This window comes from Butyricicoccus faecihominis, assembly GCF_024462775.1.
GTDB classification, from domain to species: domain Bacteria; phylum Bacillota; class Clostridia; order Oscillospirales; family Butyricicoccaceae; genus Agathobaculum; species Agathobaculum faecihominis_A.
This window is the reverse complement of sequence record NZ_JANGCE010000051.1, coordinates 1-22,050: the sequence shown is the minus strand read 5'-3', so window position 1 is coordinate 22,050 and position 22,050 is coordinate 1. Positions and strand designations below refer to the sequence as shown.

The 22,050-nt window shown below is 54.3% G+C and carries 20 protein-coding genes; 4 read left to right on the top strand and 16 right to left on the bottom strand.

Going from position 1 to position 22,050, the window contains the following annotated elements; translation table 11 throughout:
- The first annotated feature begins 388 nt into the window (after window positions 1-388).
- Complete coding sequence (locus NE562_RS17095; protein ID WP_280963631.1) at window positions 389-1,000, top strand: recombinase family protein; 612 nt, start codon at window positions 389-391, stop codon at window positions 998-1,000.
- Window positions 1,001-1,008: 8 nt separating this feature from the next.
- On the opposite strand, the gene NE562_RS17090 is transcribed toward NE562_RS17095, so the two are convergent.
- The 16 genes from NE562_RS17090 to NE562_RS17015 form a co-directional block, all read right to left on the bottom strand.
- A complete protein-coding gene (locus NE562_RS17090) occupies window positions 1,009-2,730 on the bottom strand; it encodes a CapA family protein (protein ID WP_280963630.1) in 1,722 nt (573 codons plus the stop codon).
- A gap of 120 nt (window positions 2,731-2,850) precedes the next feature.
- The gene (locus NE562_RS17085; RefSeq protein WP_280963629.1) at window positions 2,851-3,354 is read right to left on the bottom strand and encodes a zinc ribbon domain-containing protein; all 504 of its coding nucleotides are present in this window, start codon (window positions 3,352-3,354) and stop codon (window positions 2,851-2,853) included.
- 68 nt (window positions 3,355-3,422) lie between these two features.
- Window positions 3,423-4,328 (bottom strand): serine hydrolase, encoded by a 906-nt coding sequence (locus NE562_RS17080; RefSeq protein ID WP_280963628.1) that lies wholly within the window; start codon window positions 4,326-4,328, stop codon window positions 3,423-3,425.
- Window positions 4,315-5,142 (bottom strand): N-acetylmuramoyl-L-alanine amidase family protein, encoded by an 828-nt coding sequence (locus NE562_RS17075; RefSeq protein ID WP_280963627.1) that lies wholly within the window; start codon window positions 5,140-5,142, stop codon window positions 4,315-4,317. The genes NE562_RS17080 and NE562_RS17075 overlap by 14 nt, the downstream gene beginning before the upstream one ends.
- A gap of 2 nt (window positions 5,143-5,144) precedes the next feature.
- The gene (locus NE562_RS17070) at window positions 5,145-6,218 is read right to left on the bottom strand and encodes a YARHG domain-containing protein (protein WP_280963626.1); all 1,074 of its coding nucleotides are present in this window, start codon (window positions 6,216-6,218) and stop codon (window positions 5,145-5,147) included.
- Window positions 6,219-6,444: 226 nt separating this feature from the next.
- Complete coding sequence (locus NE562_RS17065) at window positions 6,445-7,494, bottom strand: Ldh family oxidoreductase (RefSeq protein ID WP_280963625.1); 1,050 nt, start codon at window positions 7,492-7,494, stop codon at window positions 6,445-6,447.
- An 18-nt stretch (window positions 7,495-7,512) separates the two neighbouring features.
- Window positions 7,513-8,802: an RNA polymerase factor sigma-54 gene (gene rpoN, locus NE562_RS17060; protein ID WP_280963624.1), complete on the bottom strand. Its 1,290-nt coding sequence runs from the start codon at window positions 8,800-8,802 to the stop codon at window positions 7,513-7,515.
- 21 nt (window positions 8,803-8,823) lie between these two features.
- Window positions 8,824-9,768: a transketolase family protein gene (locus NE562_RS17055; RefSeq protein WP_280963623.1), complete on the bottom strand. Its 945-nt coding sequence runs from the start codon at window positions 9,766-9,768 to the stop codon at window positions 8,824-8,826.
- Window positions 9,765-10,589: a transketolase gene (locus NE562_RS17050; RefSeq protein WP_280963622.1), complete on the bottom strand. Its 825-nt coding sequence runs from the start codon at window positions 10,587-10,589 to the stop codon at window positions 9,765-9,767. Before NE562_RS17050 ends, NE562_RS17055 begins: the two co-directional genes overlap by 4 nt.
- A 9-nt stretch (window positions 10,590-10,598) precedes the next feature.
- Window positions 10,599-11,333, bottom strand: coding sequence for an RraA family protein (locus tag NE562_RS17045; protein WP_280963621.1), 735 nt, complete (start codon window positions 11,331-11,333; stop codon window positions 10,599-10,601).
- An 18-nt stretch (window positions 11,334-11,351) separates the two neighbouring features.
- Window positions 11,352-12,155: an HpcH/HpaI aldolase family protein gene (locus NE562_RS17040; protein WP_280963620.1), complete on the bottom strand. Its 804-nt coding sequence runs from the start codon at window positions 12,153-12,155 to the stop codon at window positions 11,352-11,354.
- Between the two features lie 351 nt (window positions 12,156-12,506).
- Entirely contained in the window at window positions 12,507-13,796 is a 1,290-nt protein-coding gene (locus NE562_RS17035) for a TRAP transporter large permease (RefSeq protein ID WP_280963619.1), read from the bottom strand.
- Window positions 13,787-14,350, bottom strand: a complete 564-nt coding sequence (locus tag NE562_RS17030; protein ID WP_280963618.1) for a TRAP transporter small permease — start codon at window positions 14,348-14,350, stop codon at window positions 13,787-13,789. Before NE562_RS17030 ends, NE562_RS17035 begins: the two co-directional genes overlap by 10 nt.
- 75 nt (window positions 14,351-14,425) lie before the next feature.
- The gene (locus NE562_RS17025) at window positions 14,426-15,496 is read right to left on the bottom strand and encodes a TRAP transporter substrate-binding protein (protein ID WP_280963617.1); all 1,071 of its coding nucleotides are present in this window, start codon (window positions 15,494-15,496) and stop codon (window positions 14,426-14,428) included.
- Between the two features lie 19 nt (window positions 15,497-15,515).
- Window positions 15,516-16,688: a hypothetical protein gene (locus NE562_RS17020; protein ID WP_280963616.1), complete on the bottom strand. Its 1,173-nt coding sequence runs from the start codon at window positions 16,686-16,688 to the stop codon at window positions 15,516-15,518.
- 23 nt (window positions 16,689-16,711) lie between these two features.
- Window positions 16,712-17,677, bottom strand: a complete 966-nt coding sequence (locus NE562_RS17015; RefSeq protein ID WP_280963615.1) for a hydroxyacid dehydrogenase — start codon at window positions 17,675-17,677, stop codon at window positions 16,712-16,714.
- 255 nt (window positions 17,678-17,932) lie between these two features.
- Between NE562_RS17015 and NE562_RS17010 the strand changes: the two genes are divergently transcribed.
- The 3 genes from NE562_RS17010 to NE562_RS17000 all read left to right on the top strand — a co-directional run bounded on the left by NE562_RS17010 (window position 17,933) and on the right by NE562_RS17000 (window position 21,928).
- Window positions 17,933-19,864: a sigma 54-interacting transcriptional regulator gene (locus NE562_RS17010; RefSeq protein ID WP_280963614.1), complete on the top strand. Its 1,932-nt coding sequence runs from the start codon at window positions 17,933-17,935 to the stop codon at window positions 19,862-19,864.
- A 233-nt stretch (window positions 19,865-20,097) separates the two neighbouring features.
- The gene (locus NE562_RS17005) at window positions 20,098-21,036 is read left to right on the top strand and encodes a 3-hydroxyacyl-CoA dehydrogenase family protein (protein WP_280963613.1); all 939 of its coding nucleotides are present in this window, start codon (window positions 20,098-20,100) and stop codon (window positions 21,034-21,036) included.
- A 31-nt stretch (window positions 21,037-21,067) separates the two neighbouring features.
- A complete protein-coding gene (locus NE562_RS17000) occupies window positions 21,068-21,928 on the top strand; it encodes an NAD(P)-dependent oxidoreductase (RefSeq protein ID WP_280963612.1) in 861 nt (286 codons plus the stop codon).
- The last annotated feature ends 122 nt before the right edge of the window (window positions 21,929-22,050 follow it).

Sequence of the window (22,050 nt, the reverse complement as noted above, 5' to 3'; positions counted from 1 at the left end):
CGGAACTGGTCGAGTATCTAGGGGGCACTGGGTACCCCCTAGACAGTGTGTCGACAAAGTCGACACGCTGAGGCACGGGTTTTGCAAAGAAACCCGTGCCTTGTTGTTGCTCAATTATTAAAGGGAAAAATATTTTTTAAAACAAATAGTTTGGTGGACAAGCGCAGGGATGGTGAAAACCGTCCCTGTTTTTTGCGTTTTGCGAAGAATACGGGGTTTTAAACATAAAAATATGCGAAATACTTCGCGCGGATCACTGCCGCGCATAAAAGAAATGTAGCTGCACATATAAGAGAATAGTTGACGAGAAGGCATCGATTTATAATAATTATGGTAATGGGTGCTTATATAGCCAATAATCTTGAAAAAGGAAGAAGAGGGTAAATAAATGTATAAGAATATTTACGGCTACATTCGCGTATCGAGCATGGATCAAAACGAGGACAGGCAGCTGATTGCAATGCGGGAAAAACGTGTTGAAAAGCAGTGTATTTACATGGATAAACAGTCCGGCAAGGATTTTGACCGTCCGCAATATAAAAAGCTGATGCGTAAAATAAAGGCCGGTGATCTGCTTTACATATTGAGTATCGACCGTCTGGGCCGGAATTACGAAGAAATACAGCAGCAGTGGCGCATTTTGACCAAAGATATCGGCGCAGATATATCCGTGATCGATATGCCCCTGCTGGACACAAGCCGCGGCAAGGATTTGATGGGAACGTTTATCGCCGATCTGGTTTTACAGATCCTTTCCTTCACCGCGCAAAATGAGCGGGAAAACATCAAAAAGCGCCAATCGGAAGGAATCGCGGCGGCAAAAGCCAGAGGCGTAAGATTTGGCCGGCCCTCCAAATCCTCGCCAGAGGATTTCCAAAAGATCATATACGCTTGGGAGAAGAAACAAATTGGCATTTCCGATGTGCTTTCCATGTGCAGCATGAGCGAGTCGACTTTTTATCGCAGACTGCGGCAATATAGAAGGCAGATGCGGGTTTGATGAATGCGTTACCGTTTAACCGGATGATAATCATTGCGCCAAGATACGGAGGATACCTGATACGGAATCGCATGGTAGGAGGACGCGGTGACTGCGCGGTTCGCTAGGTCGAGCGTGAAGCTATGGCGGTAGATCAGGCAGTTTTTTTCCGCCGGGTTGTGATTGCCGCCGAAAACAAGATTGCCAAGAGAGTACGCGATCTGCTTGCCCCGATAGGTCTCGACTTCCTGCACGACATGCGGATGGTGACCAATGACCAGATCAGCGCCCTGATCGATACAGTAATGGCCGATGGCCTGCTGCGTGGAGTCGCTGTGGTAGGAGCGCTCGATCCCCCAATGGTAATTGAACACGATCAAATCGGCGCCGCGTTCATGCAGAGAGGAGATCGCGTTGTCGATAAACCGTTTTTGCTCCGCATCGAACGACCACCCGGTATTGGAGGCAAAACCGATGCGTACGCCCTTGACGGTGACGATAGGCATGCGCTCATAGCCGGAGATCTGCACATAGGGCGAGAGCGCGCGGATCGTATCATCGAAGCCCTGTTGTAAATAGTCCATGGAATGGTTGTTTGCAACGGAGACGACATCGACGCTGCCCTCGCGAAGTATTTCGGCATAAGCAGGACGGCCTTTGAACGCAAAGGTCTTATTCGCATGCGTGGTCGATTCGGTAAGGGTTCCTTCAAAATTGACCATCGTCAAATCGTCGTCAAAAAATTCGGTGATGCCGGAGAAAAAATAAGAAGGACCTTGGCGGTCATACATTTCATCGAACGATCCGCTGTAGGAAAAATCATGCCCACGGCCAAGCGTACAGTCGCCGCCAAAGGTGAGCGCGAGCGTGACCGAATCATAACCGGGCGCGCTGCGCCAGTCCGCCGCTACCTCGGTAACGCGCAGGGAGGACTGCATTCTTGCAATCGATAAGATTGCCTGCTCGATCGTATAGGTGTCCCGCGGGGAAAACTGACCGTTCGCTCCGCTCATGATCGCCTGCCCGTTCGTATCGGTCCGGCCGGAAATGAATTTGATGGATTCTACCGCCCAACGGGGAAATTCGTAGTTGTCAGAAAATTGCTGCGGCTGTAGATTCGCTTCGGTGATATCGAGCACGCTCATACAGCGTTGCATCATTGCCGCAGCTTCCGCGCGCGAGACATAGTCGTCTGGCCGAAATAGGCCGTTTTCACCTTTTACAATCCCCATGCGGGCCGCCAGCTCGATATAAATGCTGCGCGTATCGCCAAAACTACCAGATAAGACCTGCGGCAAGCCGCCCGCAAAGGGATCGGAGAAAGGAAGCTGCGTATCTCCATCGCTTTCGGTTTGCTCCACATCTGTCTCCGCCGTTTCGGCGGCAGGGGAGGAGAGGGCGCCGTCACCCTCAGCGGCCGGCTCGGATGAAACCGGCTGCTCCCAGACGATGCTGTAACGCTCGGCAAGCTCGGGGATGGAGAACTGCTGTTCAAACGAAATAAGATCGACCATTAACCGCGCAAGCTGAGCGCGTGTGATGGGCTGGGTGTAGTCGTTTCCAAGGTCAAAATCCGGTGCGACCGCACCGTTATCATAAGCCGTCTGTACGCCAGCGGCGGCCCACGGGCTCATGACAGGCGGGGTATCGTCCCATGCGTACGCTGTGGCGTGCGTCATGATTCCGACGGTCAACCCTGCCGCTAAGAGATATGCGCCTATCCGTTTCATGATCCCCATTTTAAGCTCCATCCTTATCCTCATTATCTGTACTTTAAAGGTATCATAAAAAGCGGGCTGCCGCAAGCGTGTTGACCATACAGGCAAACAAAAAGCCGACAAAGATTGGCTCTTTGCCGGCTTTTGTTTCGGTCAGCGCAGGAAGCCAAACGACCGCACGATCGGCGGCTCCTTAGCGTTGCCCTTGCAGATGGAGAAAAAGCAAATGATTCGCACTACGCCCAGCACCACATAGCAGATCGCGCAGGCGATGGGCACAAGGACGGTCCAGAAAAAGATCAGCCCGATCAAGAGCAGCAGAATATCCAGCACCGTAAATTTAAGCGACTGCCGCACATGGAACGCCGCATAGGGAGAGGTGTGGCTGCCCAGCAGCGCGATGATTACGCCGAGCGTACCCATGAGGTAGCAAAGCATCGCCACAACCTTGTTTTCGGAAATATCCTTTGCGGTAAACTCCGCCGTATGATCAAACGGGTTGTAAACAGCTTGCGGCGCAGCATATTGCGGCGGCGTATGATGAGGAGGGGCCGCGCCCCCGCCCGACTGCTCTTGCGCTGCGAATGCAGCGCCGCATTTGGTGCAGAACGCAGCCTGATCCTCTTCTTGCGCGCCGCATATGGGACAAGTTTTCATATGGTATTCCCCCTAAGATAATGTAGTCTATTGCAAAGCGGAAGCGCTGAGCGGCCCGCGTATTGCACTTATTTTTTGGTCATAAAATCATATACCGTTTGGGAAAGCGTGACGATATGGGAACGCGCCGACGCTGTATCGGAAAGATCGCCGGACATGACGCAGAGAATGTAAGCGCCGTTCTCGGTCCAGACGATCGCCGCGTCGTTCTCCACATCCGTCAGTTCGCCGGTCTTGTTAGCGGTGCTTATGTCCTCTGGCACGCCGGCAGGGATTTTCTCGGTACGCTGTTGCCGGCGAAGCGCATCCAGCAGTTCCGCCGCTCCAGCCGCCTCGCCATCTAAAATTCGGTTGAGTATGGCGCAGCAGTCTTTTGCGGAGGTGAAATTATCATCATTCGCATCAAAATCGAGCATCAGCCGGCCCATGTGCGTGTCGGCGAAGCCGTTTGCCTGACAAAAGGCGTTGACGCAAGCCATACCGGCGGCCGCGTCGCCGCTGCCGAGCCGGTGCACAAGGGCGTTTGTCGCGTCGTTATCGCTGACGGACAGCATATCGCGCAGCAGCGCTGCCGTTTCGCCCGTATAGCTTTGCTGACCGTCGACCAACGCCCGGTTTTCCTGCACGGCGCAGGCGACAAACAGCTTAATGAGGCTGGCCGATTCCATGGGGTGAGCAGACAAAGACACCTCCTGCTCTGTTTCCGTATCCCAAAGATAGATTGACCAGCTTCCATCGTCCTGCGCATACGCTTGCAGCAGAGCATCGAGCTGTTCGGCAAGCGCGTCAAAACGATTATCCGCTGGGGGAGAAGCAGGCGGACGGGAAGGCTCCGCGGCCTGTGCCGGCGCCTCTTCCGGCGGTTCGACAGCCATCTTGTGCGGGACCGGCGTTTTGCCGCAGCCGCCTAGCAGCAACAGGGCACAGAACCCGGCGGTCAGCTTTTTTGCCATGCTGGCGTTACTTTTCTTCATAGTATTGATCGATCCCATCTGCAATGCCCTGCGCCATGATGCGCCGGAAAGCGTCATCCGCCATTTGCAGGTCGTCGCTTTCATTGGTCATAAAACCCATTTCCAGAATGATCACAGGGATTTTGCTCCAATTCATGCCGGTCATGGTATCGTTAAATTGGATGCCGCGATCTGAAAACCCGGTGGCGGCGCAGTAAGCCGATAAAACGCATTGCCCCAACCGCTGGCTGTCGCCCGCGAGCGCGCCCACATAAGCGTTTTCAGCCGAGGGGACTAGCGCGAGCGCGCCATGCACACCTGAGTCCTCGCTGCCGTTTGCATGAATGCGCAGGTAGATGTCCGCACCGGCTTCATTTGCCAGCTGCGCCCGCTCCGCGTTGCTGATGGCGGTCTGGTTGTCCTCGCGCGTCAGCACAACATCGTAGCCACGTGTATTCAGCTCGTCCCGCAGCAGCAGGGAGACCGCCAGATTGAGTTCATACTCCGGCACGCCGGAATAGGAACCGGACGTGCCCGTGGTCGCTTTGGCCTTCCTCACATCCGAGCCGGGCGCGTTCGGCTCAATAGCGCTCATGTCCACATCCCACGCCTGATGCCCCGGATCGATTGCGATCAGAATTTCTTGATCGACGGCTTGCGGCTCCGCCGCATTGGAAGCCGCCTGATCTGTTTCCACGGGCGGCTCCAAATCGTCGATCACTCGCACGGGTTCATCCGGGTCCAATGCGGCGGATTTCAGGCTTTGCTGCCGCGGAACGCCGCAAGCGCTTAAAAGCAGCAGGAGCAATAGTCCCGCGCAATATTGTATCTTCATCCCTATGCATCCAGTTTGTAGCCGTTCGGCGCGATGCCGAACTCTACCTTCGCGAGAAAATCGGCGTTTTTGCGCTCAATCTCTGAAAGCGAGCTTTCAGAGAAGTCGCTCGCAGAAACGGTGCCGTGGTACCATGTCTTTCCGTCAAAATAGGTTTGCAGCTCGCTTGACAGGAAACGGCGGCCATGCCGCGCAAAAATCTCGTTTTTTGCGTAATTGATCTCCTGAAGAGACAGATCCGCTACATCGGCATCTGTCAGCAAGCGCTTATCCGAGTCAGGCAGGATATAGGTCTCCGCCTCGTCCGGTTCCAAAGTCAAAGCATTGCCGTCGCGGTCGAGCACTTCCTCCGCCATGAGGTACAGCTTGCTGCCTTTCAAGGAAAGCGTGGAACGGACGACCACGTATTCGTCCTCCGGGATTTGCGCCCAGATACCTTCTTCCACGCCGTTGTTCGCGAGATAAGCGGAGGAGACCGCTTCCAAAAGCACCCGTTCGCCCTTTTCGTCATTCATCAAGATGGAGATCGGAATATCCCATTTCAAGAACGGCGAGCCGTCAGCCGAGGTGCTGACCTTGCCGATCAGATCGCACACACCGTCGGCAACCAGATCGGCGGATACTTTTTCTTTCTCCTTGGGAACTTCTATAGGCATGTCGTCGGGCACAAAATCGCTGGCGGCGGGCGGAATACCGCGATCCGCGAACGGAGACGGCGTACCGACCAGCGCATGGCGGATCGCCAAGCCTATACCGATACACAACAGCAGAGCGATCGCCAAAAATACCAGCGCTACGATATGTCCCTTGCCCTTGGGCTGCTGCGCCTGTGCGCCGCCTTCCGGCAGGGGCTGTTCCGTTCCGGACGGCGTGTGCGCAACACCCTGCATGCCGTGTCCGCAGGACGGGCAGAACCGGGCGCCGGCCTTCATGGGCGAACCGCAGGCGGGACAAAATTGCTGCTCCTTCTTGGGCTGTTCTTCCTTGGGCGGCTCCGCCGCCTGCTGCCGCGCGCCGCAGAATGGGCAAAAGGCAGCGTCATCCTTGATTTCCGCTTGACATTTTGAACATTTCATATAGCGTTCCCCCTCAATAACAGATGCGCAGGATGACCGTATCACAGCCGCATATGTGCACCGGTATCCTTTTTAATAACAGCTTACCATGTAAAAGAAGGCAATGCAACTTTTTTAAATTATCTATAAAGCCGCATGCTATCCGACCGAAAAACAGAAAAAGGGCGGGAACTAACAAAGGTTAATTCCCGCTCTACTCTTTTGTGTGGAGGAAACTCCGCACGTGTCAATTCTGAGGAATGTAAAAATCAACGCCGTATTTTTCGGACAACTCGCGAAACTCCTTTAAAACAGGTTCAGACAGCTCGATCCCTTCGGCAAGATTTTTTTGTGCGGCCGCAAATTCGATTTCGCCGGGAATTAGCACACCGCTGAAGTCTTCGGCTGGGGGACAGCGCTTGATACTGTCAAAAAGCTCGTCTACGCTTTGTTGAAACGCATGGAGCGGAAGAAATTTACCGATATCGATCACGCACATACAGTAGCCGATGTTGGAGGGCTCCGCCAGATTTTCAAATACGCGAGGGATATGCTGGCTGTCGTTCGCGCCTGCGAGGCAGTGACACAGCACATCGATAATCAACGCGAGCGCATACCCCTTCGGGCCGCCGAAGGGCAGTAACGTGCCAACGTTTGCGGCGACCGGATCGGTTGTCTTACGCCCCTCTGCATCAAGCGCCCAATGATCAGGGATGGAGCGGCCTTCTTTAATCGCCAGCGCGATTTTTCCCTTGGCGACAACGCTGGTCGCCATATCGCAGACCAGCATGGGATGCTGGCCCGCCGGAATGGCAATGGAAATGGGATTGGTGCCCAGTAACGGCTTGGCGCCGCCAAACGGTGCAACCAGTTTGGGTGAATTGCAGACCTCAAACGCGATCATGCCTTGCTCCGCGGCGTGCATGACGTAGTAGCCGCCAATACCGTGGTGCGAGGCGTTTTTAACTGCGGCAAAGGCAACGCCGGTTTCCCGTGCGGTCTGTATGCAGGCCTCCATGGTTTTCCATGCCACCGTGCTGCCCATTCCATTGCAGCCATCTACCGCAAGTGTGGAAGGCGCGGTACGTTCGATCGAAGGTTCCGCCTGTATATCGGAAACGCCATGCTCGACGCGCGACAGATAGCCGCGAAATTTGGTGATGCCGTGCGAGCGAATGTTTCGCAGATCGGCGGCGATCATACCATCAATAAATATTTCCGCGTTTTGCTGCGTCATACCGGCTTTGATTGATACGGCGATACCAAATCGGCGGATGGAATCAACAGGGTATTTCATGTGTAAAAGCTCCTTTTCTTATCGTTTCCGTTGGGCGGCGCCCGGAATGCCGAGAGATTCGCGATATTTGGCGACGGTACGCCGCGCCAGCGTTATCCCTTCGTGTTGCAGGCGCTCCATGAGTGCCTGATCACTGAGAGGAGCGCGTTTGTCCTCGGAAGCGATCAGGTCTTGCAGCACCTGCAGCGCCTGCGCTTGACTCGTTTCTTTAACGGCAGGCAGCGCTGTCGTAAATAAGTGACGCAGCAGTATGGTTTTGCGCGGCGTTTGAATGTATTTATCACGCACGGCACGGCTGATCGTCGATTCGCTGATATCCATTTCTTCCGCCAGCCCGCGAAACGAAAGCGGGCGGAGCGGATCATCCGCCAGCAGATATGCGCTTTGATGCCGCACCACGTGAAGCACAAGCGCAGTCAATGTGGCGCGCCGTTTTTCAATGCTGGACAAAACAAGCTGGGCCCGCGCCAAGCGTTCCGTATAGTAGGCCTGAATTTCGGGACGGCCGTCCGCGCGCAGCAGGCGATCGTATAGAGCGGAGATCCCGACGGTTCCCATCCACCGGTCATTGATCTGCACCGACCAATGACCGTTTGTGTATTCGCAGATCAAGTCCGGCGTGACGAACCGGGTTTCCATATAGTCAAACGCGGCGGCGGGATGCGGATCTAATTGGCGGATCGCCTGTAGGCAGCGGTGCTGGACCAGCTTGGAGATTCCCGTGCGAAGTGTGATTTTGTGAAACCGCCCAGCGGCCAAATCCTCAAGACAGGTGTGAAGCAAGGTATGGTAGGATTCGTTTTGCTGTCCGAGACGGACTAACTGCAAATAAAGACAGTCTCCCAGATCGCGCGCGCCGACGCCCGGCGGATCGAGCGACTGTAAACGGGCGACGCATTGCTTTGCAAGCGCGGGCGTTATCTGCAAAAGCGCCGCCGCTTCCTGCGCAGATAGATCAAGAAAGCCCTGATCATCAAGCGAATCGATAAGAAACTGCATGCAGCGCCATTCCTGTGCGTTCATCGTGCGTTCATTGAGTTGACGGAGCAGATGCTCGCGCAGAGAGGCGTGTTCGGGCGCAGGAATATCCCGGTAGCTCGCTTCGCCGGAGTAGGGATGGAAATCTGTCGGCAGGATTGATGTTGTTTCGGTGTATTCTGGCGGCTCCAGCAGAGGGTTGTCTTCTATCTCTTGCTGAACAAACCGCTCCAGTTCGTCACAATTCATAGAGAGAACCTGAAGAGATTGTATTTGCGCGTAGGAGAGAACCTGCCGTTGCGATAGGTCTTGCTTAGCGTTCAGCTCCATGCATGTCCTCCCATTCCGTAACTATTTTGCTTTTTTTCGCTGCACAGCGCGAAGCGCGGCTTGGCAAAGCGCTTCTATGCCCAAGCCATATTTCTCGATGAGCTCTTCGGGCCGGCCGGATTCGCCAAAACTGTCCCGAATACCGATTCGCTCAACCGGTACGCAGCGGCCTTCCGATAACGCTTCGCACACCGCGCTGCCGAGCCCGCCGGTCAGCTGATGCTCCTCACAGGTGACGACTGCGCCGGTTTGCAGCGCGTGACGCAGCACGTCCTCGCGGTCGAGCGGCTTGACGGTATGCACGTCGACAACGCGGGCTGATACACCATGGGCCGATAGCCGTTCGGCCGCCTGCATGGCTTGGTGCACTAGAAAACCATTGGCAAGAAAGACCACATCCGTGCCCCTGCGTACCAGCCGGTTCTTACCCAAAACAAAGGGGGTGTCTTCTTCTGTTACCACGGGAACCGCCTCGCGGCCAAAGCGGATGTAGCAGGGCCCGGGCGTATGATATAGAGCATGCGTCGCTTTACAGGTTTGCAGCGCGTCGCAGGGCACGACAACCGTCATGCCGGGCAGCACCCGCATCAATGCGATATCCTCCAGCGCCTGATGCGTTGCGCCGTCCGGGCCAACGGAGATGCCGCCGTGCGCGCCCGCAAGTTTTACATTTAAATGATTGTAGCAGATCGTATTGCGAATCTGATCCCATGCCCGTCCGGTGAGAAAAACGCCGTAAGTGGAGGCAAAGGGAGTAAGTCCGGCGAGCGCCATACCAGCCGCCGCGCCAACCATGTCCTGCTCCGAGATTCCGCAATCGAGAAAGTGTGTGGGAAATTGGTTTTTCACCCATTCCGTGCGCGTGGATTTGGCTACGTCCGCATCCAGCACCATGATATCGTCGTGAGCATCGCAAAGCTCCAGCAACGCCTTGCCATAGCCGTCCCGCATCGGCGTATCCTTCATGACTGCACCCCCAGTTCCGCCATTGCCTGCGCATACTCTTCATCATTCGGCGCCGTGCCGTGCCATTTCGCGCTGTTTTCCATGTAAGAAACCCCCATGCCCTTGGTGCACCGGGCGAAAATCACGGTGGGCTTGCCTTTGCAGACGCGCGCCGCCTGATAGGCCGCATAGATTTCCCTAATATGGTGTCCGTTCACTTCTATCGTATTCCAGTGAAAGGCCTGCCACTTTTCACGCAGCGGGTAAACATCCTTGATGTCGCTAACCTTGCCGTCAAGCTGCACGTTGTTACAGTCCACGATCGCGAGCACATTGTCAAGCCCATGCTGCGGGGCGAACATCGCGGCTTCCCACACTTGCCCTTCCTGTAGCTCGCCGTCGCCCAAAAGGCAGCAAACGCGCGCATCCGATCCGCGGCGTTTAAGCGCGAAGGCGATGCCGTTTGCTATCGATAATCCCTGACCAAGCGAGCCGGAGGAGCAGTCGAGACCGGGGATCGTCCCTTTTTTGGGGTGCCCCTGCAGGCGGGAGCCAAATTTTCGCAGGGTCAAAAGCTCATCAGGAGGGAAAAAGCCCCTTCGAGCCAGTACGCTGTAAAGAACCGGCGCGGTGTGTCCCTTGGATAGAATAAACCGATCCCGATCATGCCAAGTCGGATTTGCCGGATCACATCGAAACTGATCGGTAAAATACAGTGTCGCAAGCAGATCTGCGGAGGAAAGCGAGCCGCCCGGATGACCTGACCCGGCCGTATGGATCATGGTCACGATATCGCGGCGGATTTGCCGGGCGGTTTCCTGAATGTATCTTTCGTTTAACATAGCGCCTCCTTATTCTCCAAATTTTCCGATGGCGTTACGACGTAAGGTCATTTCGGCACGCCACCCCATAAGCTCTTCTGCGGTCACTCGGCATCCGCTTGCCAACGCTTTGCGGCAAGGCGACAGCAGAGCGTTTTCCGCGTCGATGGCCTGCCGGCAAGCGGCGGCCAGATCGGGTGCGATTTCGTGCGGGATAACGATCGCACCGTGGCAGTCCGCATGGATCAAGTCGCCAGAGCGCACCGCCATACCGCAGATTTCGACCGTGCTGCCCGCCTCGACCATATGGACGTGCGCGTGGGAGATCAGCACCTCGGTGGAAAATAAGTAAAAACCGACTTTTTCCACCTCCTTGATATCTCGCACGCCACCGGAGGTGAGGGCGCCGATGCACCCAAGCGCCCGATGCACGGTGGCTTGCACGTCGCCCCAAAAGGAGCCGACCGGCTGCTCATCCAAATCCTGAATGACCGCGATCTGCGGCAGCGCAAAGCCTTCATACTGTTGGTAATACGCCTTCATCACTTCATTGTGCTTCGGCTCGGCTGGATTGCGTGCGGAAATCATGCCTGTTCGGGCATAACCCACCATCGGCTTATCCTCCATGCCGACGCGAAGCCGCAGTGACGGATTGGTAAAACCCTCGGTTTTGGCTCTGACGCCAAAGCCTTCGATCGCATTACAGACTGTCGGCGTATCGAATTCTTGCAGCGCTTGCAGCTGCGTTGCCGTTAAAATTTCCATGAGAGAGCAACCTCCTGATCAATAGGCCTTGCCAAGGGTATCGAGCATTTGATGCGTGTTCTGAAGAACCGCGCGCCCGCCATTGACAATGTAGTTAAAATCGAAATTCATACATAGCCAATCAGCTCCGCGGTCAAGCCAGTCTTTGACAAAATTTTCGCTGTATGCGCCGGAAACGCCATAGGGCTTGCCGGTCTTGCGCAATATTTCACCGATCTTATCAAATTCCGCCCGCGCTTCGGGCGAAGCCGCCGTATAGCGGTTTAACGGCGTGTTCATGCTCATGGCGTAATCGTTTGGCCCGATGACAAAACCCGATATGCCGGGCAGCGCGGCGATCGCTTCCAGATCCGGCACAACACTTACATGTTCGATCTGCACGATGGTCCAAACATGCTTATCCTCGTTAGCGGTGTACTCCGCCTTGTCCCACATGGAATAGTTGACCGCGCGGCGCGTGCCCATGCCGCGTACCCCGAAAGGCGGATAATGCGTGGCGGCGGCGGCCTGTTTAGCCTCTTCAAGCGACCGGACCATGGGAACGATGATGCCGTCCGCGCCCATGTCCAGCACGCTTTTGATAAATACATGATCGTTCCACGGTACACGAACGATGCCGGCGACGCCTGCCGCGCGGCAGGCAAGCAAATGGTTTTGTATGTCCTTCTTGTCGATCGCGGAATGCTCCGCGTCGATCCAAATAAAATCAAAGCCGCAGCCGGCCAGCGCTTCGGTTAAAAAGGGGCTGTCAAATCCAACGTGGGAACCGATCGGTACCTTTCCGGCGTTTAGCTTATCAGAAATTTTTTGTAAATTGTACATTGGTTATTTCCTCCCATTTTCAAGTTTTCCGTATACGTCTCGTTCGAGCACGCAATCGTCGTGCCCCGGCAGCACAAAATCAGCTGCTTTTTTTGCCTTTTCGTGGCTTTCGTACCACAATCGAAGGTCGGTATGGTTGCCCGATGGCAGTCCCTCCGTAAAATTTTCGAGAAGGGGATAGTGATCGCTCGACAGTTCGTATAGTCGCAGGGCAAGGGGTTAAGCGAATACGCAACTTCTTTCGCCTGCAAATAGATCGGGCAATGTGGGAACAGCTCCAAATTGTAGGAATGATCCCAATAATGTGTCGTTGTGTACGAAACACGCCGTCTTTTGCTGTCTTGTCTTTTATCAGCCGCCCACCGCTGCGGGAAGAAAGGTGATCAGCTCGGGGATATAAGCGCAAAGGATACAAACGATGATACAGCATATAATCATCGGCAAAGCGCCTCTGGTTGCCTGTTCAAAGGAAACGCCCGCGGTGGAAGAAATGGTGAATAAGTTCAAACCAAACGGCGGCGTAATCAGACCGCAGATCATAATGATGCACATGAGTACGCCGAGATGAAGTTCGCTCAGCCCAAACTCAACGCCAATCGGCACAAGGATCGGCGCAAGGATCAGCAGTGCAGGCGCGGTATCCATCAGCGCGCCGGCAATTAGGAAGATGATGATGACGACCGCGAGGTAAACGTATGCGTTGCCGAGCAGTGGAACCACCGTTTCCGTCAGCTTGGCGGGGATGCGCTCCTTGGTAAGCAGGAACGCGAAGGCGTTGGAGATCGCCACGATCAGCAGGATCACGCCTGTGGTGGCGGCGGTACGCTTCATGGCCTGAAAATAGCGCTGAATAGAAAACCGTTTATAAGCGATCATCAGCGCGCTGCTGTATACAATAGCCACAGCCGCGGCCTCTGTTGGGGTGAACAGGCCGGAATAGATCCCGCCCAGAATAATGACCGGCAGCAGCAGCACGCCTAAGCTATGCCAAGTGGCCTTCAAAATATCAACAACGGTGTATTTGGTCATATTGCGGGGGAGCTTATGCTTGACGGCATACCAAGTATTGAAGATAAGGAACGAAGCCGCGATCAATAGCCCCGGAATGACGCCGCCAAGGAACATATCGGAAATAGACACGCCCATGGCGGAGCCATATATGATCATCGGCACGCTTGGCGGAATAACAGGGCCGAGCACGCCGCCGGATGCGATGATGCCGGAAGCTGTTTCCTCGGAATATTCCGCTCTGCGCATTAAGGGATACATGATCGCGCCGACAGCGGCGGTCGTTGCGGCGCCCGAACCGGTCAGCGCAGCAAAGATGGCGCAGGTTATGATAGCGACTGCTCCCATACTGCCGGGCACGCGGCCGAAAACTTTGTTGACCCAATTAATCAGGCGTTCCGATATGCTGCCGGCCTCCATTAAATATCCGGCAAAAGTGAACATGGGAACCGCAAGAAAGATAAATGAGTCATTGCCGGTTATCATCTTGGCGGGTATGGCTGATAAGTCGCAGGCACCGGTGAGCAGCGCCAGTCCGCAGCAGGAAAGGCCAATGGCGTAACCGATCGGAACGCACAAGGCTAGAAGAAGAAACAGCAGACCAAATAGAATGGCGGCGGAGGTCATATGCATTTTCCCCCTTCCGTTTCGGCGTTCTGAGCGGCTACGATTTGAACCTCTTCGATTTCCGCGCTGCGTTTATCGTTACCGCATATGATAAGCTGGAGCATATTGTTGATTGTGTTGCCGGTGATAAAAATGCCGCCCAGTACCGCGGAGGAATAGATCACCGGCATGGGAATACGCCAGGAGGTGGAGATGAGCTTGGATACGCCCGCCGTTGCCTGAAAGCCATAGAAGATAAAGATCAGGCCGAAAAGCAGGATGAATGTATAGATGATGAGATCAAGGACGAAACGGCCCTTTTGCGGGAGCGCATCGCGTAAAAGCGTCAAACCGGGGTGCGCGTTGCTCCCCGCGCCCGCGCCCGCTGAAAAAAATGTGAGAAAAATAAAGGAATACCGCGCGATCTCCTCCAGACCCGTCAAGGTAAAATTCGGGATAAAACGTGTCAGGACCATGAGAACGCACGCAACGACGAGGATACCGAGAAAAATGCAGGCTATGTGCATGAGTAATGCATTGATCTTTTGCACGCGGCTGTCCAATTTCTTGGCCCATTGCATACACTTCAACTCCTTTTGATGATACCCGGCGCAGCACCGCTGGAGCTGCGCCGGATCAGGATCATGACGTTCCGACTATTTGCCGGCACGATATGTTTCAACGGTGGCAAGGCATTCATCATAAAAAGCTTCGCCGATCTCCGGCTTAAACTGCTCGCGCACGCTGGCCGTTGCCTCCTTAAAGGGGGCAAGGTCGGGGGAGAAGAACGCGATGCCCTTTTCCTCCATCATCTGTGTAAAGGATTCTTCCATTTTGCGCTGATGCGTGCGTTGGTCAAGCGCGGCCTTGGTGGCGGCCTCGGTGATCCAGCCCTGTTCCTCCTCGGTCAGCGCGTCCCACTTGTCCTTATTGATCATCGGCCACGCCATGATTGGGAACGGATTCACACGCGAGCAATAGTCGGAAACCTCGTAAAAACCCATGGTAGCGGAGATCGGCACGCCGACATCCAACCCCTGAATAACGCCCTGCTGGAACGCGGTGTAGCATTCACCCCACGCAATCACCGCCGGAATAGCGCCCATCGCTTTATAGGCCGCTTCGTGCACACGGTTGGTCGTTACACGAACCTTCATATCCTTTAAATCCGCGAAGGACTCGACCGCTTTGCCCTTGGTGAATAACGTGCGCCATGACGCGTCCAGAACAGGCGCGATTTGATGCATATTCCAAGTGTCTTCAAAGATAGGCGTGATGGTGCTTAAGAATGTTTCGTCATCCACCAGATGCTGGTACTCATCCTCTGCGTCAAAGAAGTACGGTAAATCCAACACCTGAAGCTGTGGGATGCTGCCGGACACGATATTGTTGGAAATACAGACTGCATCGATCGAGCCGTCGCTGACGCCCTGAAACATTTCTGTTTCGGTGCCGAGCTGGTTGTCCGAAAAAATTTCAAACTGGATCGCTCCGTCACAAATATCCTGTAGGTTCTTGTTGAGCTGTACGCAGAAATAATGATATTGGTCGTCAGGGTCGGCGGGATTGGAGTGACCGATATTGAAAACCTTTGCGGCGGCGGATGGAGCGTTCGGCGCTTGCTCCTTTGGTTCCGTTTGGGAAGGCGGGGTGGCCTTCACGCCGCAGGCCGCAAGAAGAAGCACGCTGCAAGCCAGTGATAACGCACAGACCTTTTTGAATTTCATAGCAATTCTCCTTTTTTTCTTATCCATTGAATCTTTGATATTTATCATCTAGTTGATCGAACAGAATTTCGCCATTGCAAATAGTCATTTTGTTTTCAATAAGCCGGTCGCCGCAAACCGTGTTTCCGTAAAAATCCCAAAAGGTCACGGGGCGCTCGGCAACCTTTAAAACCGCAAGATCGGCGGGTTCGCCGATCGCGAGAAACGGGGTTTGCCGGCCGAACAGCAGCTTTGCGGGAACCTCGGTGCAGCATCTCAGCACCTCGGAAAAGCGCATCCCGAGGTTTAAGTACTCTGACAGCATCATAGTGAACGGATAGCGGGCGGATAAAGAGATCTTCGTGTAATCGGAACTGATGATGTCTGGCAGAAAGCCTTGCTGTATCGCTTTTTGCGCACAGGATAGCGAGAAATTGTTTGTTTTCCCATGCGCCGCGTCGAAGAGGACGCCGCGATCGCGCGCGCGTCGGATGCTGCCGCGCACGCCGCCCGCTTTGTCCAAAATGCCTTCGCCGGTCTCATGGAACATATGGCAGTAAATATCGCCGGGCCGGAGCAAGTCGATGAAGTCGTCTACCGGTACGACCGGGTCGGTAGCATGGGCCGAGACGCGCAGTCCGGTTTGCTCGCCTAGGCGAATCGCTTCCCGCAGCGGCTCGATCCCGAACGCGGACAAATGCTCCTTGTCGAGCTTTAATTTGATGCCGACGATATCATTCGGATACCGCCGACACAGCTCTGCGATCCCATCGCGGTTGATGTGCGCCGGGTTCTCATCCTCCACACAGCCCAGCCCGACCTGTCCGCCGGTGCCGATAAACAAATATGCTTTGACATGAACCAAGCTGCGCGCCATGACTGCGCGCCAAAAGAGGGGGAATCCGCCGCAGCCGGTCGAGCCCGCATCGACTACGGTTGTGACACCGTTCGCAAGCGCATAGACATCGGCCGGACAGCTTGCCCAGTCGCCGCCGTGAAAAACATGGCAGTGATAATCGATGAGACCGGCGGATACATAGCAGCCCTCGGCGTCCACGGTCATTTGTGCGTTTTCGACGGGAATATTGCCGATGGCTGCGATCTTTCCAGCGGTTACAGCAAGATCGGCCTTGGTTTCAAAACCGCCGATCGTATCAATCAGGGTACCGTTTTTCAAAACGAGGTCATATTTCTTGTTTCTTAGTTGATACATCGCGTTCTCCTTTGCGGTTATGCCTATCTCGGATTTTGGGGGATTACGCACGGCCAGGTCGGCGTTTTACCGGAGAGTACCTCATCGATGCCCTGCGCCGCATGCAGGCCCATGCGATCGGTCGTTTCATAGGTCAGCGATGCATTGTGCGGCGTTACCGTGATATTGGGCAGTGTGAAGAGCGGGTTTTCAGGAGAAGGGGGCTCCTGCGCATAGACGTCCAGACCGGCTCCGGCGATTTTCTCGCTTTTTAACGCTTCATACAGATCGGGTTCGTTGATAATCGATCCGCGCGCGGCGTTGATTAAATAGGCGGTGGGTTTCATCAGCGAAAGCAGCTCTTGATTGACAAAGCCGGTGTTTTGCTCGGTGGCTGGCACATGCAAGGAAACAAAATCCGCGACACGGAATACCTCTTCCAGCCGATCGGTATATTCCATCTCCGGCATACGAGCTTCTGACGGTAGAAACGGGTCGTAACCGACGGCTCTCATCCCAAAACCGAAAATACATTTTTTCGCGACCATGGAACCGATCTTGCCGCACCCGATAATGCCGATCGTTTTTCCTTCTACGTCTATCCCCTTTACCGTATTGCGAATATTGTAATCTCCCGAGCGAATTGCCAGATCAAACCGCACCAGCTTTTTGGCGCAGGCAAGCAACAGCATGACCGTATGCTCCGCGACGGCGACCGCATTGGACATGGGTCCGTTTGTGACCCAAAGGTTTTGCTCGGCGGCGGCCTGCAGATCGATCTTGTCAAGCCCGACGCCGTGCTTGCTCAGTACTTTAACGGATGGTATGTTTTCCAGTATCCGTCTGGTGATGGGCTCGTTGCGTACTAGGATGGCGTCGCAGCCTCGGGCGTCCGCGATGATGCAGTCCTCACTTAGCCCATGTCCCATTTTGATCTCATATCCCCGGTCGCGCAGGTATTGCTTACCTGCTTCTGAGATGTCGGAGGGGATCAGGACTTGTTGTTTCATTTGCATGTCCTCCTTTGTTTATATATACGCCTGTTTTGCGTTCATCCTGTTAAATAGCATGAACCGTGCCAAGGTTGCAGGGCGCGTCAAAAAATTCTTTTGTGTTCAAGTGAAATCTATAAAATTGTGCAAAATATACATAAAACCCTTGAAAGCAAACCTTTCATATGGTATGGTTGTTGCGGTAAGACGTAACAAACGAAACGCGATATGAAACGCTGTTGCACAGGAAACGCAGTCTGGGGGAGGGATTGGATGATCCGCATTGTATTGATCGCGCCATTTGAAGATTTGAAGAAGGAAGCGGAGCAGGTTTTTGCGGAATGCATGGAAAACGACCGAGCCGAACAGAACGGCGCACGCGCTTATGATCTTTGCGTACTTCTTGCACCGACGACGGCGCAGGCGCTGTCACTCGATTTAGACGCGGATGTGATCATCGCGCGCGGCGCGACTGCTTTTGACCTTAAGCGCCGTGGGTTTCCGTTGCCGATTGTAGAACTCGTCATATCGGGTGAAGATACGTTAAATGTGCTCTATAATTTAAAGGAGCATTACGGGCAGACGCCCGCCGCCATGATCGGCTCGACAAATATGATTTTGGGGATCGAGCAGACCGCTCAAAAAATCGGCGTCAATGTCACACCTTACTACCTCGAAGAAAATACGGACGAAGAAATATACCGTGTCGTCATGCGTGCCGTTGCAGATGGAAAAAAGGTGATATTGGGCGGCATGCGGGGCTGTACTTACGCGCACAACCTTGGCGTAGAACATATTTTGCTGACTTCCGGCAGAAGCTCGATATGGAACGCCATTACCGCGGCCAAACAGCTTGGCGTAGTCAGCCGTGAAACAAAGGAGCAGAGCCTGTTGCGATCGGCAATGGTGGACAATGCATTTGAGGGACTGATCGCGCTCGATCAAAACGGCAATATTTTATCGATGAACCATTCTGCGCAAAATATATTGGATCTTGCGCCCGGGAATTGGTTCTTGGGCATGCCCATACGGGAGGTGCTGCGATCTCCGCAAATCGCAAAGCTGATCAAACAATCGGGCGACTATATTGACGAGATTGTTGAGTATGCGCAAACCCATCTGTCCGTTAAGAAAATTACGATATATTTGCGGGAAGAAGTGATTGGCTATGTGCTGACCGTTTTGAATGCAAACCAGATTCAGGAGACGGAGGGGAAGCTGCGCGGTAAGATTTATCACAAAGGGCATACGGCAAAATACACGTTTGACAATATCATTGGAGAGAGCGCGCCGATCCGCGAATGCATCCGGCGTGCAAACGCTTATGCACAAACCAATTCCAGCATTGTTATCTTTGGAGAGAGCGGCACGGGCAAAGAACTGTTCAGCCAATCAATTCACAATGCCAGCGGGCGGCGGGGCCAGCCGTTTGTCGCTATCAACTGCGCGGCAATTCCGGAGAATTTGCTGGAAAGCGAGCTGTTTGGTTATGCCGGCGGCGCGTTCACCGGCGCCAGTAAGGAGGGGAAACCCGGTCTGTTTGAACTGGCGCATAACGGAACGATTTTTTTAGATGAAATATCAGAAATGCCGCTGGCGTTACAAAGCCGCTTGCTTCGCGTGATTCAGGAAAGGGAGATCATGCGCATCGGCCATGATAAAGTGATCCCGATCGATGTACGCATCATTGCCGCGAGCAACCGAAATCTATACGAGCAGGTGCAAAAGGGATTGTTTCGGGAAGATCTGTTTTACCGTCTGGATGTGCTCGACTTGATGATACCGCCCCTGCGGGAGCGCGGCGGCGATATCACGCTGCTGGCGCAGGCGTTTCTGGATGAATTCTGTTTAGGGCAGAGTAGGAAGCCGATCCGGCTTTCTCCTTCAGCCGAGCAGCTATTGGAGCGGCAGCTCTGGCAAGGCAATATCCGTGAGCTGCGCAATTTTTGTGAGCGGTTATGCGTGCTGGGCGGCTCAGCACATGTGGTGGAAGCCGATATGCTAAAGGACTTTTTATTTAAAGGAAGCGGCTGCCTTGCGCCGATGGCTGAGCCGGAGAAACCGGCAACCGAATTGGAACTGGAAAGGCTGCTTGACGCGCTGGAGGCAGCGAAAGGCAATAAAACAGAGGCGGCCAAAGCGCTGGGCATAAGCCGCGTCACGCTTTGGCGTCAGCTCAAACGGCTGGAGACGGAACAAAGCTGACCGCGTCATGGCGCGTATGCACCGTTTCAGGTGTTTCAACGAAACTGTTGCACGGATAGAAAATCAATTTGGTATTTGGGGTTTGACAGAGCGGATTTTCGGCAATTCGTTGCAATCGTGTCAAGAATTTTGTGCGTTACGCTCCTTTTTTGGCAAATAGGCCGATATGGCAAGCAATATGCTGTATAGCAGATTGTCAACCGGTCTTGAGACTTGAAAGGAGAATCATAGAAATGATGCATTGCAAAACTGGCGTAGTCGGCGCGGGACGTGTCGGCGCGGGTATGGCGACCCTCATGGCGGGACATGGCTGCTGGGTGACGATTATTGGGCTGGATGAAAACGATCTTGCCCGCTGCCGCCGGATATTACAGGACAATTTAGACGAGCTGAAACAACAGGGGCTTGCAACAGAAAAAAACTGTGCCGCAATCTGGAAACGTTTCGCCTTTTCTACGGATATGGCGTCGCTGTCGGACTGTGTCTTTGTGCTGGAAGCGGCGTTCGAGGATCTAGCGGTGAAAAAGGAGATATACCGGCAATTAGAAGCGGTCGTTGCGCAGGGAACCCTGATGGCATCCACCACTTCGGCGATCTCAACGGAGCTATTAACAGCGGACATGACCTATCCCGAGCGTTTTGTGGTCACACATCCGTTTCAGCCGGCGCATATGCTGCCGCTTGTGGAACTGGTTGGCGGACCCAAGACAACGCCGGAGATCATGGCGCGCGCGAAAACATTTTTGGAAGCGCTGGATCGTCAAGTGGTCGTGCTCAAAAAAAGCGTACCGGGCTTTATTATCAATCGTTTTGCGCAGGCCCTGTTCCGCGAGGCGCTTTACTTGATCGAGCAGGAAGTCGTATCGGCCGAAGATGTGGACAAGGCGGTCAAATACGCGGTCGGTATGCGATATGCGTCGATCGGACTGCTGGAGTATTTTGACGATGTCGGGTTCCAAATGGAGAGTGATATTGCCCGGTGCGTGTATCCTGATTTATGCGGCGCGCGGGAGGTGCAGCAAATCGTTACAACAGGCCTTGCAACAGGCGGGACCGGGCGCGCGGCGGGACGCGGCCTTTATGATTGGGGCGGCAAGGACGACGCCGATTATCTCAGGCGTAAAGCAGCGCCGTATTACGCATGCTTTTGTTGGGAAATGCCTGAAGAATAAGACGGATAAAGGCAAGTAAGGAGCATTGATAATGAAAAAGATAGGGTTTATCGGCGTTGGCGTGATGGGGCGGCATATGGTACGCAATCTGCTGGCCAACGGCTACGAGGTATCGGTTTATTCACGCAGCAAGGACAAGCTCGCCGCATTCCTTGCAGAGACCGGAGCCGCATGGTGCGATACTGCGGCTGCTTGCGCGCGCGGACGCGATGCGGTGATCACCATGGTCGGCTATCCGCAGGATGTGGAGCAGGTTTATTTTGGCGATCACGGCATCCTAGCGGCGGCGAATGCCGGCACCTATCTGATCGATATGACAACGACAGACCCGCGGCTGTCCGTGCGCATTGCGCAGCAGGCGGCCGCATGTGGTCTGCATGCGCTGGACGCGCCGGTTTCCGGCGGCGACGCCGGAGCAAAAAATGGTACGCTTTCCACTATGGTCGGCGGTGATGCGGCTGATTTCGAGGTGTGTTTGCCCATTTTGCAGGCCATGGGGAACACCATAATCCTAGAGGGACCGGCGGGCAGCGGGCAGCACACCAAAATGGCCAATCAAATCGCGATCGCAGGCGCGCTCTCCGGTGTATGTGAAGCGCTGCGATATGGCGAGCTGACCGGGCTGAACACGCAAAAAATGCTGGACAGTATCAGTCAAGGCGCTGCTGGAAGCTGGCAAATGAGCAACCAGATGCCCAAAATGATGGCGCACGACAATGACCCGGGATTTTTCCTGAAGCATTTTATCAAGGACATGCATATTGCGCTGGAGCAAACAACCGTTCCGTTGCCCGTTCTGCGCACGGTATGCGAAATGTGCGTGGAGCTTGAAGCGCAGGGCCATGGAGACGAAGGCACACAGGCGCTGATCGAGCACTACCGCCGCGGATAAACGGGCTTGAAAGAAAATCGTGACAAAAATAATGGCAGCAACCAGAATAAAAACTGGTTGCTGCCATCTCAGACTGTCAAAAAACAAGTTTTGACAGTCTGTCGATCGAAACAAAGCCCCAT

What these genes read in the sequence shown, in the direction of transcription:
- NE562_RS17095 (WP_280963631.1), top strand. Translation starts at nt 389, where the DNA reads ATGTATAAGAATATTTACGGCTACATTCGCGTATCGAGCATGGATCAA.
- NE562_RS17090 (WP_280963630.1), bottom strand. Translation starts at nt 2,730, where the DNA reads ATGGAGCTTAAAATGGGGATCATGAAACGGATAGGCGCATATCTCTTA.
- NE562_RS17085 (WP_280963629.1), bottom strand. Translation starts at nt 3,354, where the DNA reads ATGAAAACTTGTCCCATATGCGGCGCGCAAGAAGAGGATCAGGCTGCG.
- NE562_RS17080 (WP_280963628.1), bottom strand. Translation starts at nt 4,328, where the DNA reads ATGAAGAAAAGTAACGCCAGCATGGCAAAAAAGCTGACCGCCGGGTTC.
- NE562_RS17075 (WP_280963627.1), bottom strand. Translation starts at nt 5,142, where the DNA reads ATGAAGATACAATATTGCGCGGGACTATTGCTCCTGCTGCTTTTAAGC.
- NE562_RS17070 (WP_280963626.1), bottom strand. Translation starts at nt 6,218, where the DNA reads ATGAAATGTTCAAAATGTCAAGCGGAAATCAAGGATGACGCTGCCTTT.
- NE562_RS17065 (WP_280963625.1), bottom strand. Translation starts at nt 7,494, where the DNA reads ATGAAATACCCTGTTGATTCCATCCGCCGATTTGGTATCGCCGTATCA.
- rpoN (WP_280963624.1), bottom strand. Translation starts at nt 8,802, where the DNA reads ATGGAGCTGAACGCTAAGCAAGACCTATCGCAACGGCAGGTTCTCTCC.
- NE562_RS17055 (WP_280963623.1), bottom strand. Translation starts at nt 9,768, where the DNA reads ATGAAGGATACGCCGATGCGGGACGGCTATGGCAAGGCGTTGCTGGAG.
- NE562_RS17050 (WP_280963622.1), bottom strand. Translation starts at nt 10,589, where the DNA reads ATGTTAAACGAAAGATACATTCAGGAAACCGCCCGGCAAATCCGCCGC.
- NE562_RS17045 (WP_280963621.1), bottom strand. Translation starts at nt 11,333, where the DNA reads ATGGAAATTTTAACGGCAACGCAGCTGCAAGCGCTGCAAGAATTCGAT.
- NE562_RS17040 (WP_280963620.1), bottom strand. Translation starts at nt 12,155, where the DNA reads ATGTACAATTTACAAAAAATTTCTGATAAGCTAAACGCCGGAAAGGTA.
- NE562_RS17035 (WP_280963619.1), bottom strand. Translation starts at nt 13,796, where the DNA reads ATGCATATGACCTCCGCCGCCATTCTATTTGGTCTGCTGTTTCTTCTT.
- NE562_RS17030 (WP_280963618.1), bottom strand. Translation starts at nt 14,350, where the DNA reads ATGCAATGGGCCAAGAAATTGGACAGCCGCGTGCAAAAGATCAATGCA.
- NE562_RS17025 (WP_280963617.1), bottom strand. Translation starts at nt 15,496, where the DNA reads ATGAAATTCAAAAAGGTCTGTGCGTTATCACTGGCTTGCAGCGTGCTT.
- NE562_RS17020 (WP_280963616.1), bottom strand. Translation starts at nt 16,688, where the DNA reads ATGTATCAACTAAGAAACAAGAAATATGACCTCGTTTTGAAAAACGGT.
- NE562_RS17015 (WP_280963615.1), bottom strand. Translation starts at nt 17,677, where the DNA reads ATGAAACAACAAGTCCTGATCCCCTCCGACATCTCAGAAGCAGGTAAG.
- NE562_RS17010 (WP_280963614.1), top strand. Translation starts at nt 17,933, where the DNA reads ATGATCCGCATTGTATTGATCGCGCCATTTGAAGATTTGAAGAAGGAA.
- NE562_RS17005 (WP_280963613.1), top strand. Translation starts at nt 20,098, where the DNA reads ATGATGCATTGCAAAACTGGCGTAGTCGGCGCGGGACGTGTCGGCGCG.
- NE562_RS17000 (WP_280963612.1), top strand. Translation starts at nt 21,068, where the DNA reads ATGAAAAAGATAGGGTTTATCGGCGTTGGCGTGATGGGGCGGCATATG.